The sequence below is a fragment of the Caulobacter sp. genome (genome assembly GCF_965279145.1).
Taxonomy (GTDB): domain Bacteria; phylum Pseudomonadota; class Alphaproteobacteria; order Caulobacterales; family Caulobacteraceae; genus Caulobacter.
The window spans coordinates 728,206-743,256 of record NZ_OZ257139.1 but is presented as its reverse complement, the minus strand read 5'-3'; the positions used below and the strand labels follow the sequence as shown (position 1 = coordinate 743,256).

Here is a 15,051-nt window from a genome sequence, read left to right as displayed (position 1 = left end):
CAGGTCAAGGATGCGTCAGGCCCAGGGCCGCATCCAGCTCGGCGCGCGCCATCTCCATGTCCCGCCGGAAGATCGGCGAGGCGTGCTCGGCCGCATAGATCACTGCCCCGGACTCCATCCCCGCCTGGGCCGCGCTGAAGCTGTGCGAGCCGCAGACATAGCGGCTCTCGGCATACTCTCGGCCCCGGGCGTACAGCGCGTCGGCGCGCGAGGGGGCCAGTTCGGCCAGGATCATCGCCACGTGCTCGCCGAACGCCGAATGGCCCGAGGGATAGTCGGGATTGCCGGCCAGGTGGGCGCTCTTGGCCTCGCAGATCGGTGACGCGTCCTTGCCGATATAGGGCCGCTGGGTTCCCCAATGGGTCTTGGCCAGGCTGACCACCGAGCGGTCCTCGCCCGCGCGCTCCAGCAGCGCGCTCAGGATCGGCGTCCTGGCGGGATCCAGCCTCACGCCCAGGGCGGCGGCGAAGTGGTCGTAGACATGGCCATCGACGTCGGCGGTCGCCAGCGCCCAGCGCGGCGAGCCCTTCAGGCTTCGCGTCTGGTCGAAGATCGCCGCGTCGGCGATCGCGCGGGGCGAGCCGGCGGCGGGCGGCGGGGCCAGAATGGTCGTCAGGTTCGGCCGGGCCTCGGCGGACAGATAGCCGCTGGCGGGCGCGCCGGGCAGGGTTTCCAGCGGCGCGTCGCACTTGGCCGCCCGGACCGTGTTGCAGATCGCCACGTCGCCGCCGGTCAGGCGCACGGCATAGCCGCCGGGGAAGCGCGGATCGGCCCACAGATAATCGGTCGAGACATATTGCGCGCCGCTGGTCAGGGCGGCGCTGCGCTGGCTGACGTCATTGTCCCGCGCGGCCCAGGTGCCGGTGTCGGCGCGGGTGCGGACGATGAAGCCGGCCTTCACGGCGGCGGCGATGCGGTCCTTTTCGGCGATCGGATCGTTGAGGGTCAGATAGGCCGCCGCCGGCGAGGCCTCGTCGGTGTTGACGAACATCACCCGGCCTTCCAGCGAGCGCCGGGCGCCGCGATACAGCGCCACCTTTTCGGGGCTTTCATCCAGGGCGAACAGCACCTTGCCGCGCGCCGCGCTCAGCCGGGGCCAGCCGCCGGCCAGAACCGCTTCGCGCAGGGTGGCGCGGTCGCCGCGCACCCGGTCGGGCGTGATCAGCTCGGCCTCGGCGAACACCGAGCGAACCTCGGCGTCCAGGGCGTCGAACGCCTTTTCGTCGAAGGCCAGCGGCGTCACCCCGCCCGGCAGGCTGGGCGCGCCGTCCTTGGCGTTGATCAGGATCAGGATCGGGGCGTGGTCGGGATGGGCCTTCGACCAGGTCCTGATCTGGGTCAGGCACGCCACGAAGGTGGGACACGAGACCCGAAAGTCGATGTCGGGCATGTGCATGACCTTGAACCCCGGCCTGGCCAGGGTGGCGGCCATATCGGGCGACAGGGTCACGCCCTTGCCCAGGGCGGTCAGCGGATGGGCGTAGCGTCCGCCCTGCGGGTCGGCGACGACATCGATCTCCAACTGGCGCGCGCCGGCGTCCAGTTGCTCGGCCAGGGGGCGGTGGGCGTAGTCGATCGCCAGGGCCTGCCGGCCGCCGGCCGCGAGGATGGCGGCCATCTCCTCGGCCGGGATCGCCAGCTTGTAGCTGTTGTGCGTGCCCACGGCCGTCAGGTCGTTCATGCCCAGCTCGGCGCCCGCCAGCGGTCGCGCGCAGGCGACGTCCTTGGGGCAAGGGGCGGGAGCTTGGGCGGCGGCGCTGGTCGCCATCAGGAACGCGAAGACGAGATTGAGCATGGATCCTCCGGGAGCAAGTCCGACTAGCGAGGCTGCATGACGGTTTGACGTCATCGGCTCGCTGGCGCCTGTTGCATGGCATCGGAAAGGGCCGTCGCGCGGCTGAACCTACGGTGCGCTGGCGTGTTCAGCCAGGATGAAGACTTTCGGACTCCTTCCCTCCGCCCTGATCGGCGCTGTCGCCAGCGCGCGCTCCATGACGCCCATGGCCACCATCGCGATCGCCCGCCTCGCCGGCCGCGCCGCTCCGGGCCGTCTGGTTTTGCTGGACCAGCCCCTGTTCGAGTTCGGCGCCCTGTTCATGGGCGTGGGCGAACTGCTCGGCGACAAGATGAAGTCGGCGCCGGATCGAACCGTCCCGCTGGGGCTGCTGGCCCGCGTGATGAGCGCGGGCATCGCCGGCGCGGCGCTGGCGCCGCGCGGCCGGGAGAAGGCCGGGGCCGCGATCGCCGTCGCGACCGCCGTTTCCCTGGCCTACCTCACCCTGGCCGGCCGCAAGCGCGCGATGGCCCGCGTGGGGCAGACCCGCAGCGGCCTGATCGAGGACGCGCTGGTGGTCGCCGGGGCGGCGGCGGTGGTGGTCCTGTCAACCCGCCGCAGGTAGGGCGGCCGTCAAAGCACGGTGGCGATGCGCGCGTTGATCGGGATGTTCTTGGAGTCCAGGCCGGGCTTCTGGCCATGCAGATCGAACTCCAGCTTCACCTCGGGCCGGAAGATCAGGCAGTGGGTCGAGCCGCCGAAATGGAACATGCCCAGCTGATCGCCCTTCTTGACGTGCTGGCCCTCGTACACGGTGATCTCGCAGGTCGAGACCTCGGCCATGCCCACGGGCATGAAGCACATCAGCCCGATGGCCGGATTGTCGGCCTGGATGAAGATCATCGCGCGGGTGGCCACCTCGGTGATGTAGGCCTGAGACTCATTGGGTCCCGCCGGGTCGAAGCCCTCGGCCGGGGTTTCGGAATAGTAGGTTCCCGGCTGGACGTAGGCCTTGACGATCGTGCCGGAGACCGGGCTGTGCCAGCGATGGTAGCTCAGGGCGTTGAGAAAGGCCTGATAGACCGTGCCGCCCACGAACTTGGGCGCCAGCGCATCACCCGCCAGCATGTGCTCCAGAGAATAGGGCTGCGCCTTGATCCAGAAGCGGTCGCGCGCCTTGACGTTCGCGGCCAGGCGATAGGGCGATGACTCGCAGGCGTTGACGATCACCGCGTCGTCGTGGGGCGCGGCGACGGGGCGAACGCCAGGCCGGAACCGGCGGGTGAAGAAGTCGTCCCAGGACGTGAAGCCATGGTGCGGGGCGACGGGATCGCAGAGGAACGTCTTGTCGAAGTTGGGCATGGCCTCCATGGCGTCGCGCCCGAACCAACCCGAGACCGGGTCGGTGTTGAGCACGTGGGTCGAGTCCGGCGAACGGAGAAAGATCGCCCAGGCGTCGAGCATGGCGCGAAAGCGGGCATTGACCTTGTCGTTCAGGAAGGCGGTGAAGCCGCCGCCCGTGCCCATCGGCCAATCCAGGATCGCGTTGATCGGAAAGCCGACCAGATCGGTTTTGTTGAAGGCCGGCGCGCGCGTCATGATCGCGTTCAGCAGGCGCAGCATCAGGTGATAGTCGCGCACCTGGGGCTTGCCGGTGGGGTCGTTATTGTAGGGCGGCCTGTGGGGCACCTGCTCGAACATCTGATGGAACAGCATGTAGATCTCGGCGTCGCTCTCGATCAGCGTCTTGAGATCTTCGATGACGGGGTGCAGCGGTCTGGCGCGCCGTCCGCCGTGGTCGCCGTCGACCTCGTCGATCAGGTTCGCCAGCCAGGTTTCGACAGCGCTCTGGTCGCTGGGCAGCCATTGGCCGACGCGATGGGGCGGGCGGTGATGGGGGGCGACGTTTGCCATGCTGTGCCTCGTGGGTGGGGGCGGCGCCGACGCTAGGCGGCGGTCGCCAGGTCAAGTCGGGCCTGTCGACGCGTCCAGAACGCCGAGCCCGGCCAGCGGCGTTCAAGCCCATAGAAATGGTTGCGGCCTACGAGATAGGCGTCGAAGCGGGCCTGGATTCCGGCGGCGTAGTCGCCAAAGCGCTCGTCGCCGCCGTCCAGCGCCTGACCCAGGCAGGCGGCCGCGTCGAGACCGTCGGCGAGCGCCTTGTAGAGGCCCTGGGCCGCCAGGGGGTCGAAGGCGGCGGCGGCGTCGCCGATCGCCAGCCAGCGCGGACCGGCCACCCTGTCGAGGATGAAGCTGCTGGCCACGCGCGGCGTCAGTCCGCCGGCCAGATAGCGGCAACCGTCCAGGCGCGGCGCCAGATGTCGCGTCGCCAGGGCCGCGCCCAGCCAGCGGGCGTCGCGCCCAAGGCCCTGGTCGCGCACGTGGTCGGCGTCGGCGGCCAGCGCCACGGCCAGGCGCTGGCCGGGCAGGGCCGCCGCGTACCACCACCCCTGAGCCACCGCTTCCAGCAGGGTCAGTCGCGAGGGAGAAGCGGCGTTGCCGGCGGCGAAATAGCCATAGATAAAAGTCAGGCGATCCAGCTCCCGGCGCCGCGCGCCGAGCCGCTTGGCGAAGGCCGAGGCGCGACCGGTGGCGTCCACGACGAAGCGCGCGCGCACCACGGGCGTCTCGCCGCCGGCCGCGCGCAGCCGCAGGGCGAAGCCGCCCGACGGATCAGGGCCGGCGTCGACCAGCCGCAGGCCCTGCGAGGTCTCGACGCCCGCCGCGGCGGCGTGGTGGCGCAGAAAGGCGTCGAAACGGCCGCGATCCAGATGCCAGCCGCCCCCGTGAGGGCTGAGCAGGAAGTCATTGAAGCCCAGCGCCGCCGCGCCCCAGGACGAGCAACTACCCAGGCAGGGCAGGTGCCCTTCGGCGACAAACGCGGTCCACAGGCCCAGTCGGTCCAGCAACAGCCGCGTGTCGGGCGGAAGGGTCTCGCCGACGGCGCCGCCGGCTGGCGAGGGGCCGTCGATCAGGCGCACCCGCTCCACGCCCGCCCGCGCCAGGGCCAGGGCGCACGCCGCGCCGGCCGGGCCCGCGCCCAGCACGACGACGTCGTACAGGGCTTGCGCCGGCCGGTTCAATGGACGTTGCCCATCCCGTAGATCCGCCCTGTCGGATGGCGGTCGCGCTTAGCCCGGGGGGTGTTGAGCCTGAGCGTGAAAGGGGTCTGGTCCAGAAGCGGGCAGCCGTCGGTGATCCACCGATTGACCACGTCGCGCAGGGAGCCGGTATTGGGCGGATTGGCCGGCATGCCGAACACCGAACCCATGGGCCCCGTGGGGGCGATCAGCTCCATCAGGAAGCGGCTGGAGGCCGGGTCGCCGGGCTTGACCAGATCGTTGACCGGCGAGGCCAGGGCCTGCATCAGCGCCCGGGTCGGCTGTTCGAACCACCAGGCCAGGGTGTGCACCATGCCGTCGGGGTCGGCCATCATGTTGGTCACATGGCCCGACTTGCCCTTCTGGATGGGTCGCAACTGGTCGATCACCGCCGCCATGGCCCGGGCCGAGGAGACCGGCGGCGGGGGCGGCGGGGGCGGCGGCGCGGTCAGGCCGTTGGTATAGGCCTCCCAAAGCGCGATCTCGTCGTCGGTGAACACGCGGTACATCGGGCCGGTCTCGAAATTCATCAGGCCGTGCATGCGGCTGTTCTGCCAGTCGCCGGGCGTGATCCAGCCGTGGTCCTGCAGGGCCTGCAGGAAGCCGGGGGGATCGGCGAACCACTCGTCGATGCGGCTTGGGCCGACCATGTGCTTCTGGTGGTTGCGGCTGCCGTAATTGGCCTTGCGCTGGATCATGTCCAGCATCTGCTGGCGCAGGTCGGGCTTGCTGTTGATCAGGTTCAGCAGGTCATCGCCGAACGTGCCGATGCTGCCGAACGCCACGAAGCCGTTCCAGATCCGCCGCCAGGCGCGCTGGACGGCGGTCTCGCCGCCGGTCAGGCGAAGGGTCTGCAGATACAGGCGCACGGCGTCGGCGGCGCGCTGTCCATGGCCATTGACCGCGTTGTCGATGCCGATGTGCATGATGTAGAAATGCGGGTCCAGGCCCGTATAGATCATGCTATCGCGGGTCTGCTTCAGCTGGACCACCTCCCACTCCAGCATCAGGGTCATGCCGATCAGTTCGGGATAGTAGTCCTCGGTGAACTCGGAGATCGCCAGCTGGAAGGCCGGCACCGTGAAGGCGCTGTCGAGGAACTGGGGGTCATAGGCGAATTCGCGCGCCTCGATCGGCGGCGGGTAATAGCCGATGCTGTGGCACAGATCGCGGTAGATGTTGCAGTGGTTCATCGAGACGACGCCGTCGCCCAGTTCGTCCATCGAGACCGAGTAGAGCAGCGCCCGAACCTCGTCGATCGGCCCGGTGCGGCCGATGTTGCGCAGCCAGGCGCCGTCGATCAGATTGAACGGCGCCCACTGGGTCGTATAGACGCACATCTCGTCATAGGTGGTGAACTGCCCGTCGGCGGCGGGGTCGAAGTCGGCCGCCTCGTCCACCAGCTCCTGATAGATCAGCTCCAGCCGGTTCAGGAAGGCCTGCTCGCTATAGGGGAAGAACCGCTGCGCCTCGGGCGTCTGCGCGTCGTTCGAGAAGTTCTCGGCCCACTGCAGCCAGGCGTCGACATAGGCCCGGGCGTCCGTGCGGATCTCGGGATAGACGTCGACATTCAGCAGCTTGAAGAACAGCTCGCGCGGATCCAGGCCCAGTGTCGGATCGGGATCCAGATCGGCGGCCTCGTTGGGGAACGGTTCGACGGGCGTCAGGCCGGTGTCGCGCAGCTGGCTGGCGACCTCCAGATACCAGTCGGTGCGCCAGGGCTGCTTCTGCTTGCTCTTGGGACGATCGATCTGCGGGGCCTGCAGCACCACGCCGATGCGGTTCCAGTTGTCGAGCATGTCCAGCCGCGTCTGGTAGCGACCCCAGTTTTCGGGCGCGGGTGAATCCGTGCCCGGTCCGCGCACAGACCAGCGCTGCTCGCCCAGCACCCAGCTGCTGGCGGGGTCGTCGTCCGGGGCCGAGTCCGAGCCCCAGGCGACGTCCTCGGCGGCGTAGACCGCCACCGGCCGCTGGGCCGGCCACGACCAGAACACCGTGCGATTGCCCGCCGGGTTGGGCGAAGGCGGATGGGTGGCGCAGGAATTGTAGTCGGTGTGCCAGGGCAGGGCCATGAACTTGGACAGGTCGCCCGGCTCCAGGCCGTCGGCCTCGACATGGCGGGGCACATAGCCGCCGGTCAGCAGCGGCGCGTCCGGCTTGACGGCGGCGTAGTTCAGGGGCTTGCCATGAATGCGGAACGGCCCCGCGCCCGAGGTCGACCAGGGCTGGATATACAGGGCGGGCTCGCGCATCACGAAGGTCAGGTCGATGCCGGGGCTGAAGCGGCCGCCCAGGCAGTTGACCAGGGTGGCCTTGTCCAGCGCCTCGCCGGGGCCCAGCGCCTTGCCCGATCCGGGCAGATAGGCGCCCTTGCCCTCGTTCCAGCGCTGCAGGAAGAAATACTGGGTCTTGCGCAGGGTCAGGAACGGCTCGCCTGCGTCGCCCAGATGCAGCGGCATCAGGGTGGTGTTGTTCTGCTGCTGGGGGGAATAGGGATCGCGGAAAATCGCCGCTATGCCCGCCAGGGGCGTGGTGGCCGGATCGTCCTCGGCGGTGATGGTGGCCAGCTGGTTATGGGCCGACATCCCCTTCTGGCTGAGATTGACCGTCCACTGCTGCAGCGCGGCGCTGCGGAAGATCGGCGCCACCTGATCGTCGAAGGCGGGCTTGTAGGTGCTTTGATAGCCGCCCCGACCGGGGTCGTAGAGGCCCGGCTCCAGCGCCAGGTCGCGCACCCAGCTGTCGTAGACGTCATCCCACAGCGACACCACGTTGAGGATCTGCGGCGCATAGGACGGATCGGTGGCGGTCACCCAGGCCCCGTGAACCTGGGCCCGCGTGCCGTCGGTGAACAGGATCGCGGCCGAGACCGGGCCGTCGCAGGAGTCGTCGAACCACTGGTTGTTGTTGACGTCGTCGTCCAGGGGCGCGGCCTGGCCCCGCAGGCGCCACGCCGCCGCGCGTCCGTATCCGCCCAACACCAGCAGGCGGCCCTTGTCGTCGGTGATCAGCTCGCCCAGCGTGTCGATGGCGCCCGAGGGGGTGTCCATGTTCGGGAAACTGTCGGACGGGAAGGACTTGGGGTAGGCCGGCAGATCGACCACCTCGCCCTTGTCGGCGTCGAAATAGGCGGCTGTCGTCGGGGCGTCGAAGCCCACCGCCGGGGCGCCGCGTCCGCGGGTCACGCGCGGGCCGGGATCGATCGTCAATTGCCGCACGCGCGCCGGGTCGTTGATCACCGCGATCTTGTCGACGGGCTGGGGCGCGTCGGGATCGTCGATCTTCGGGTTGCGGATGGGCGGAAGGTGGCCGTTGCTGTAGCTGGCGATGCCCTGCAGGCCGCTTTCGGTCAGCACGAAGCCGTTGGCCTTCTTGTTGGCGACGTGAACCGTCCAGACGATGTCGGCCACCGTCCGGCCGTTCAGGACGCCGCCGATGACGACCTCCTCGCCATCGCCCCTGGGCCAGGATTCCTCGGCCTGATCGGGATAGGCGAAGATCCGGAAGCGCGCCGCATGACGCTTCAGCGCGCCCGCCGCGTCGCGCAGATCGGTGCTGCGAACAGGATCGGCCTCCGTGCCCGCCCGGATCGGCAGGCCGCCCGTCAGGCCTGGAGCGCCAGGGACGGGACGGCCCGCCATGGTCTCCGGCGCGATCACATATTGCGGGCTGTTGCCGACCCGCGCGATGCCCACGGCGGGGTGTATGCGGAAAGTCTCCACGGCGCGTTCCCTCGGTCTGGCAGCCTTGTCCGGGCGGAGAGACGCGATCTGGCCGGATTGGCGCCGATTGCACTGGTTGAATACCGTCGAGCTTAAGCACGTTAAACGAGTAATACAATGATAAATTGTATTCGCGGGTTATCGGCCTCTGATTGAAGCAACCGGAGACGACGCCTTGCCTGGGCCACCCAGGCGTCTGGCCACCGCGAACCAGCCGCCGCTAGCGATCGCGATCAGCAGCGCGCTGGCCAGAAGGCCGGGCGAGGGCGGGGCGACCTTGAAGATCGTGTCCAGGGCCGGCGTGGCGAAGATCAGGGCCAGGACGCCCGAAGCCGCCGAGGCGATGATCCAGAAGATCCGGCGATGCGGCGCGAACAGATGGCCGCCAGTCGACGAGGCGTCGGCCAGGGCCAGGACCAGGTTGCCGGCCACCAGGGTCAGGAAGGCCGCGCCCCGGGCCTGATTTTCCGGATGATGGCCCAGCGCCCAGAGGTAGATCCCCAGCACGCCGGCCAGCACGCCGGCCCCCTGCAGCAGGGCCAGACCCAGCTGGCGCGGTCCGAACAGCGGCTCGTCACGCCGTCTCGGCGGGCGCTTCATCGCCGCGGCGCCGCCCGGTTCGGCCTCGAACACCATCGCGCAGACCGGATCGATCACCAGCTCCAAGAACACCACGTGCATGGGATACAGCAGCGGCGGCAGGCCCATGACGATCGGCAGCAGCGCCACGCCCGCGATCGGCACGTGTATGGCGGTGATATAGACCAGCGCCTTGCGCAGATTGACGAAGATGCGTCGTCCCAGCCGCACGCCGCCGACGATCGAGGCGAAGCTGTCGTCGAGGATCACCAGATCGGCGGCCTCGCGCGCCACGTCGGTGCCCTTGCGCCCCATGGCGATGCCGATGTGCGCGGCCTCCAGGGCGGGTGCGTCATTGACCCCGTCGCCGGTCATGGCGACGACCTGGCCGTCCGCCTTCAGGGCCTGGACGATGCGCAGCTTCTGCTCGGGGATGATGCGGGCGAAGATCCGCGTCTGGCGAAGGCGTTCGGTCAGGGCCGCGTCGCTCAGGGCGGCCAGTTCGTCGCCCAGCATGACCCCGGCGGAGGTGTCGAGACCCGCCGCCCGGGCGATGGCCAGGGCGGTCGCGGGGTGATCGCCCGTGATCATGACCACCGAAATCCCCGCCTCCCTGGCCTCCTTCAGCGCCGCCGGGACGTCGGGGCGCACGGGGTCCAGAAAGCCGACCAGGCCCTCGAACGCGAACGGCGCGTCCTGAGGATCGTCGGGAAAGGGCGTCGTTGTCCGGCACGCGGCGACGCCCAGGACGCGCAGGCCCTGGCCGGCGAACTGCTCGACGACGCCCGTCAGGCGCGCCGCCTGCTCATCGCCCAGGCCGCACAGCCGGAAGATCGCCTCCGGCGCGCCCTTGGCGGCCGCGCGCCATGTGCCCGCCGGCTCGCGCCAGAGCTGGATCATGGCCATCATCTCCGGATGCAGGGGCCAGGTCCGTTCCGGTTCGGGCGTCGCGTCGGGCGACGGCTCCAGCAACGCCCGCACCGCCCTGTCCATCGGATCCACCGGATGGACGGCGCAGGCTAGGCCCGCGACCTCCAGCAGGGCTCGCGCCGACCCCGCCGGCGCGGCGCCCTCTTCGATCAGGAGATCGGTTTCGTCCGTCCACAGACGGGCCACGCGCATCCGGTTCTCGGTCAGGGTGCCGGTCTTGTCGACGCACAGGAAGGAGGCTCCGCCCAGGGCCTCGATCACGGCGCTGCGCCGGACCAGCACCTTGTGCCGGGCCAGACGGCCCGCGCCCAGCGCCAGGAACACGGCCAGCACCATGGGGAATTCTTCGGGGATCAGGGCGATGGCCACCGTGATGCCGGCCAGCACGCCGCCCACCCAGTCCGCGCGCAGCAGCCCATAGGCCACGGCCACGACGACGCAGAAGGCGATGGCCAGCATGCCCAGCAGGGTGACCAGGCGGCCCGCCGTCTTCTGCAGCGGCGTGGGTTCCTGCACGATGGCGGCCAGGGACACGCCGATCTTGCCCAGCGCCGTGCGCGGGCCGGTCTTGCCGACCTGCGCCACCGCCTGGCCGCGAACCACCAGCGTGCCCGAGAACAGATAGGGTCCCGTGTCCGCGCCGGGCTGGGTCTCGGCGTCGGCGGCTTCGCCCTTCGCCAGGGGGCGCTTGGAGACCGGCGCGGATTCCCCGGTCAGCGCCGACTCATCGACGCTGAGCACGTCGCCGGCCACAAGGGCGCCGTCGGCGGGCAGGCGCTCGCCCTCGCCGACCAGCACGATGTCGCCCGGAACCAGGTCGCGCGCGGCCAGCCGGACCTCGACCCCGTCGCGCATCACGCGGGCCTGCGGTTGCGACAGGTCGCGCAGAGCCGACAGCGCGTTCTCGCTGCGCGTCTCCTGCAGGACGACCAGCCCGATGGTGGCGACCGCCCCGGCCATCAGGAACAGACCCTCGCCCAGGTCGCCCAGCACCAAGTAGAGCCCCGCCGCCCCGATCAGCAGCAGGAACATCGGCTCGCGCAGGGTGTCCAGCACGATGCGCCCCAGGCCCCGACCGGGCGCCTGGGGCAGGGCGTTGGGACCCATCTCGGCCAGCCGTCGCTCCGCCTCGATCGTTGTCAGTCCGCCGAGGTCATCGCGCGCCATCAGCCTGTCCGATCCGCCGGCGTTCGCCAGCCCTTGAGGTCCCGACCCTTTAGGTCAATGCGAGAGGAGCACGGGGCAGGGCTGGCGCGCCAGAACATGCTGGGTCGCGCCGCCCAACAGAAACTCCCGGGCGCGGGAATGGCCATAGGCGCCCATCACCAGCAGGTCCGGCTTCACGCGTTCAAGATAGCGGTCCAAGACCGTTCCGATCGACTCGCCGTTGGTATCCACCTCATCCAGGGCGGCGCTGACGCCGTGAACCTGAAGATGGCGCAGCGCTTCGGCGCCAGCGCCGGCGGGCAGGCCCGGCTTCTCGTTCAGCACCGTCAGGATGCGCACGTGCCGGGCGCGAACCAGGATGGGCAAGGCGTCAGCCAGCGCGCGGGCGGCGTTGCGGCTGCCGTCCCAGGCGACGACGACCGCGTCGGGTCCCTCGATGAGGGGCGCCGCCGTGCCCAGCTTGAAGGCCAGGGCGGGACGGCCGGACCCGAAGACCACGCTTTGCGCCACCTCGAACTGTCCGTCGAAGCCATCGATGCGCGGCAGCAGGCAAAGGTCGTAGGCCCTCGCGATCCTGGCCACGTCATCGGGGGCGTCATAGTGATTGGCCTTCGCCGAAAGGGCGGCCTGATACACGCCCGCCGCGCCGGCCTGGGCGGTGAAGTGCGCCAGTCCGTCCTTGCAGGCCTTGCGGCTGCGCGCCTCCTCGGCGGTGGCCATGTCGCTCAGCCCGATCAGGAAGTCGGCCACGCGATTGCTGTGGACCGGGATCTCGATCTCCAGCGCCAGGGCCGTCAGCCTGCCGCCCAGGCTGGCCGCCAGGAGAATGGCCTCGTCGACCGCCGCGTCCGGCGTGGGTGTCGGGTAGGTGTCGATGTGCAGCAGCAGATCATGATAGGCCATCTTGGTCGCTCCCGAGGTCGAAGTCTGAATTCTGCCACCAGGCCATGGGCGCCGCCTTGCGCCAGATCACCTTCGACCATGCGCCGCGTCGATTCTACCCTGTGCTCGGCCGTGGTTTCCCCGCCCGCGCCGCGATCGACGCCGGATTGCGTTCCGATCCGCCCGGAACTCAGGTCGCCGAGGCGGCCAGTCGTCCGCAATCGGCAGGGCACGCGTCCTCGGGACTGTTCAGGGCCAGACAACTGGCCAGGCGGTCCGGCTCGGTCGCCAGCCACGCCGCGCAATCTGTCGAGAGACCGCTGAAGACGAGTTGCTCATCGCGCCAGACGGTGACGCGGTCGGCGCTGGTGTGCTGTCCCAGCAACCGGATCGCTTCCAGAGCGGCGGCGGCGTCTCCATCGCGTTCGATGGCGAAAAACACCGGCGCCACGCCGGACGCCTTGAAGGGAAAGACGGTGTAGGAGGACATTTGGGCTCCACGTCAGCAAAGACGGGAGCTTGGGGCGACAGGCCCGGTCTCTCAGCCGTCGGGCGTCCAGGGAAGCTAGCCGACGATGGGGCACCTTGGGCCTCGCGTTAACCGATGTCCAATCCCGTCGCGCGCGCTCTAGGCAGCTCGCAGCCCCTCGGCGTCCAGATCCACCCCCAGCCGCTCGCGCAGCGCCGCGCATCCCTCCGGGGTCAGCCGCACGGCCCGCCCCTCGCGTTCGACCGCCAGCCAGCCCAGCGCCGTCATCCGCTCCAGCAGCTTCACGCCCAGCGGTCCGGCCAGGTGATGCCGACGCTCGGTCCAGTCCAGGCACTGGCGGGCGACGCCGCGCGGCGAGCGCAGGGTGGAAACTGCCACGCCCAGGTCCTCGAACCAGACACGGCCTGTCGGTGTGATCTCATACAGCTTGTTGTCGGCGGGCCGGATCAGGTCGCGGCGCGTCAGGGCCTCGGCCACACACACGCCCAGCCGGCCGGCCAGGTGGCCGTAGCAGCAGCGAGCGTCGCGCAGGGCGCGGGCCTTGGGCGAGCGCGGGGTCTCCAACGAGCGCACCGGCGCGGCCAGCACGGAAAGGGCTTCCAGGGCGTGGGCGACCTCGGCGTTGGCCAGGCGGTAATAGCGGTGACGGCCTTCGCGCTCGACCGCCAGCAGTCCGCCGTCGACCAGCTTGGCAAGGTGATTGCTGGCCGCCTGGGCCGTGACGCTGGCCGCCCAGGCCAGGGCGCTGGCGGGCTGGGCGCGGCCGTCCTGCAGGGCCTGCAGCATGGCGGCGCGGGTTGGGTCGCCGATCAGGGCGGCGGGGGCGGCGATATTGGCGTCCATGTCGGCACCATAGCTCATCCGGGGCCGAGGATAGTTCAGCGGTTCGTGTAGCGTCGGCGACCCGCGCCGGGGCAAGGAGGGGCCATGAGCCAAGCCGCCCGCCCGTCACTGATCGTCATCGCCGCCAGCTTCGGCTTTCTGGTCACCCAGCTGGACGTGACCATCGTCAATGTGGCGCTGGACGCCATCGGCACGGCGTTCGACGCCCCGATGGCGCAGTTGCAGTGGGTGGTCGACGCCTATGTCCTGGCGCTGGCGGCCATGCTGCTGTCGGCCGGCGCGCTGGGCGACCGGATCGGACCCCGGCGGGTGTTCGTGGCCGGCCTTGTGCTGTTCGCCGTCGCCTCGGCCGCCTGCGGTCTGGCGCGGGGACCGACCGACCTGATCGCCGCGCGGGTCGCCCAGGGCGCGGCGGGCGCCCTGCTGGTTCCGCCGTCCCTGGCCCTGATCGCCCACGCCTTCGCGGGCGACGACCGCAGACGAGCCTGGGCGGTGGGCTGGTGGACAGCGGCCGGCGGGGTGTCGATCGCCGCCGGACCCGTGTTGGGCGGTCTGCTGATCGCCGGGCTGGGCTGGCGCTGGGTGTTCCTGGTCAATCTGCCGCTGTGCCTGCTAGGCGTGGTCCTGACCCTGGCCGTTATCCCCGAGGCTCCGCCCAAGGCCCGCAAGCCGCTGGACCTGCCCGGACAGGCCCTGGCCCTGGTCGCGGTCACCGCCGTGGTCGGGGCGATCATCGAGGGCGGCCGTCGCGGCTGGGGGCATCCGGGGCCGCTTGCGGCGCTGCTGGTCGGCCTGCTCGCGGCCGGCGCCTTCCTGCGCGTCGAGGTGATCAGCCCGCATCCCGTCGCGCCGCTGTCGATGTTCCGCCAGCGGGCGGTCTCCACGGCGGTGGTCGTGGGGTCTGGCCTGAACTTCACCTACTACGGTCTGGTCTTCGTGCTGGGGCTCTATCTGCAGCGCGCGGTCGGTTATGCGCCGGCCCGGGCGGGCCTGGCCTTCCTGCCCCTGACGGCGACCTTCATCGTCTCCAACCTGGTCAGCGGCGGGCTGGCGGCGCGGTTCGGCGCGGCGCGGGTCACGACGACCGGCGTGCTGATCGCGGCCTCGGGGTACGGGCTGACGGCGCGGCTGGGGGCGGGCAGTTCGTTCCTCGAGATGCTGCCCGGCTTCCTGCTGATCCCCGGCGGCATGGGGCTGGCGATCCCGGCCCTGACGTCCGGCCTGCTGGCCAGCGTGGATCGAGGGATCGCCGGGGCGGCCACCGGGGTGCTGAACGCCTGTCGCCAGGCCGGCGGCGCGGCGGGCGTGGCGGTGTTCGGAGCTCTGGCGGCGGGCGGACCGGAGCGGATCGTGTTCGGGCTGCGGGCGTCAGCGGTGATCGCGGCGGTGATGCTGGCGGGGGCGGCGTGCTTCGCCCTTCTCCCCTTGCGGGAGAAGGTGTCATCCGAAGGATGACGGATGAGGGGTTTCTCGGCTTGTCCGGTGCGACCCCTCATCCGTCGCTTCGCGCCACCTTCTCCCGCAAGGGGAGAAGGGAAACAGCAAAACGCCCGCCCCGGTTTC

Annotated in this window: 10 protein-coding genes; 2 read left to right on the top strand and 8 right to left on the bottom strand. The window is 70.3% G+C overall.

Features of this window, described 5'->3' with window-relative positions:
* Positions 1 to 4: 4 nt before the first annotated feature.
* Positions 5 to 1,795 (bottom strand): Ca2+-dependent phosphoinositide-specific phospholipase C, encoded by a 1,791-nt coding sequence (locus ACQY9P_RS03470; protein ID WP_421736652.1) that lies wholly within the window; start codon positions 1,793 to 1,795, stop codon positions 5 to 7.
* Between the two features lie 136 nt (positions 1,796 to 1,931).
* On the opposite strand from ACQY9P_RS03470, the gene ACQY9P_RS03465 reads away from it, so the two are divergent.
* Positions 1,932 to 2,399 (top strand): hypothetical protein, encoded by a 468-nt coding sequence (locus tag ACQY9P_RS03465; protein WP_421736653.1) that lies wholly within the window; start codon positions 1,932 to 1,934, stop codon positions 2,397 to 2,399.
* An 8-nt stretch (positions 2,400 to 2,407) separates the two neighbouring features.
* Here ACQY9P_RS03465 and ACQY9P_RS03460 read toward each other — a convergent pair whose 3' ends face one another.
* From ACQY9P_RS03460 to ACQY9P_RS03430, 7 genes are all read right to left on the bottom strand, one after another.
* Positions 2,408 to 3,688, bottom strand: a complete 1,281-nt coding sequence (locus ACQY9P_RS03460) for a phosphatidylserine decarboxylase family protein (RefSeq protein ID WP_421736654.1) — start codon at positions 3,686 to 3,688, stop codon at positions 2,408 to 2,410.
* Between the two features lie 32 nt (positions 3,689 to 3,720).
* The gene (locus ACQY9P_RS03455) at positions 3,721 to 4,857 is read right to left on the bottom strand and encodes an FAD-dependent monooxygenase (protein WP_421736655.1); all 1,137 of its coding nucleotides are present in this window, start codon (positions 4,855 to 4,857) and stop codon (positions 3,721 to 3,723) included.
* Complete coding sequence (locus tag ACQY9P_RS03450; RefSeq protein ID WP_421736656.1) at positions 4,854 to 8,597, bottom strand: LodA/GoxA family CTQ-dependent oxidase; 3,744 nt, start codon at positions 8,595 to 8,597, stop codon at positions 4,854 to 4,856. The genes ACQY9P_RS03455 and ACQY9P_RS03450 overlap by 4 nt, the downstream gene beginning before the upstream one ends.
* Positions 8,598 to 8,735: 138 nt before the next feature.
* A complete protein-coding gene (locus tag ACQY9P_RS03445) occupies positions 8,736 to 11,273 on the bottom strand; it encodes a cation-translocating P-type ATPase (protein WP_421736657.1) in 2,538 nt (845 codons plus the stop codon).
* Between the two features lie 54 nt (positions 11,274 to 11,327).
* Positions 11,328 to 12,176: a universal stress protein gene (locus ACQY9P_RS03440; protein WP_421736658.1), complete on the bottom strand. Its 849-nt coding sequence runs from the start codon at positions 12,174 to 12,176 to the stop codon at positions 11,328 to 11,330.
* A 169-nt stretch (positions 12,177 to 12,345) separates the two neighbouring features.
* Positions 12,346 to 12,645, bottom strand: a complete 300-nt coding sequence (locus ACQY9P_RS03435) for a hypothetical protein (protein ID WP_421736659.1) — start codon at positions 12,643 to 12,645, stop codon at positions 12,346 to 12,348.
* 138 nt (positions 12,646 to 12,783) lie between these two features.
* Complete coding sequence (locus ACQY9P_RS03430; RefSeq protein WP_421738264.1) at positions 12,784 to 13,488, bottom strand: ArsR/SmtB family transcription factor; 705 nt, start codon at positions 13,486 to 13,488, stop codon at positions 12,784 to 12,786.
* Positions 13,489 to 13,572: 84 nt separating this feature from the next.
* Between ACQY9P_RS03430 and ACQY9P_RS03425 the strand changes: the two genes are divergently transcribed.
* A complete protein-coding gene (locus ACQY9P_RS03425; protein WP_421736660.1) occupies positions 13,573 to 14,943 on the top strand; it encodes an MFS transporter in 1,371 nt (456 codons plus the stop codon).
* Positions 14,944 to 15,051: the final 108 nt, after the last annotated feature.

Coding starts and splice junctions, on each gene's coding strand:
- ACQY9P_RS03435 (WP_421736659.1), bottom strand. CDS start 12,645: ATGTCCTCCTACACCGTCTTTCCCTTCAAGGCGTCCGGCGTGGCGCCG.
- ACQY9P_RS03425 (WP_421736660.1), top strand. CDS start 13,573: ATGAGCCAAGCCGCCCGCCCGTCACTGATCGTCATCGCCGCCAGCTTC.
- ACQY9P_RS03440 (WP_421736658.1), bottom strand. CDS start 12,176: ATGGCCTATCATGATCTGCTGCTGCACATCGACACCTACCCGACACCC.
- ACQY9P_RS03470 (WP_421736652.1), bottom strand. CDS start 1,795: ATGCTCAATCTCGTCTTCGCGTTCCTGATGGCGACCAGCGCCGCCGCC.
- ACQY9P_RS03465 (WP_421736653.1), top strand. CDS start 1,932: ATGAAGACTTTCGGACTCCTTCCCTCCGCCCTGATCGGCGCTGTCGCC.
- ACQY9P_RS03460 (WP_421736654.1), bottom strand. CDS start 3,688: ATGGCAAACGTCGCCCCCCATCACCGCCCGCCCCATCGCGTCGGCCAA.
- ACQY9P_RS03430 (WP_421738264.1), bottom strand. CDS start 13,488: ATGGACGCCAATATCGCCGCCCCCGCCGCCCTGATCGGCGACCCAACC.
- ACQY9P_RS03445 (WP_421736657.1), bottom strand. CDS start 11,273: ATGGCGCGCGATGACCTCGGCGGACTGACAACGATCGAGGCGGAGCGA.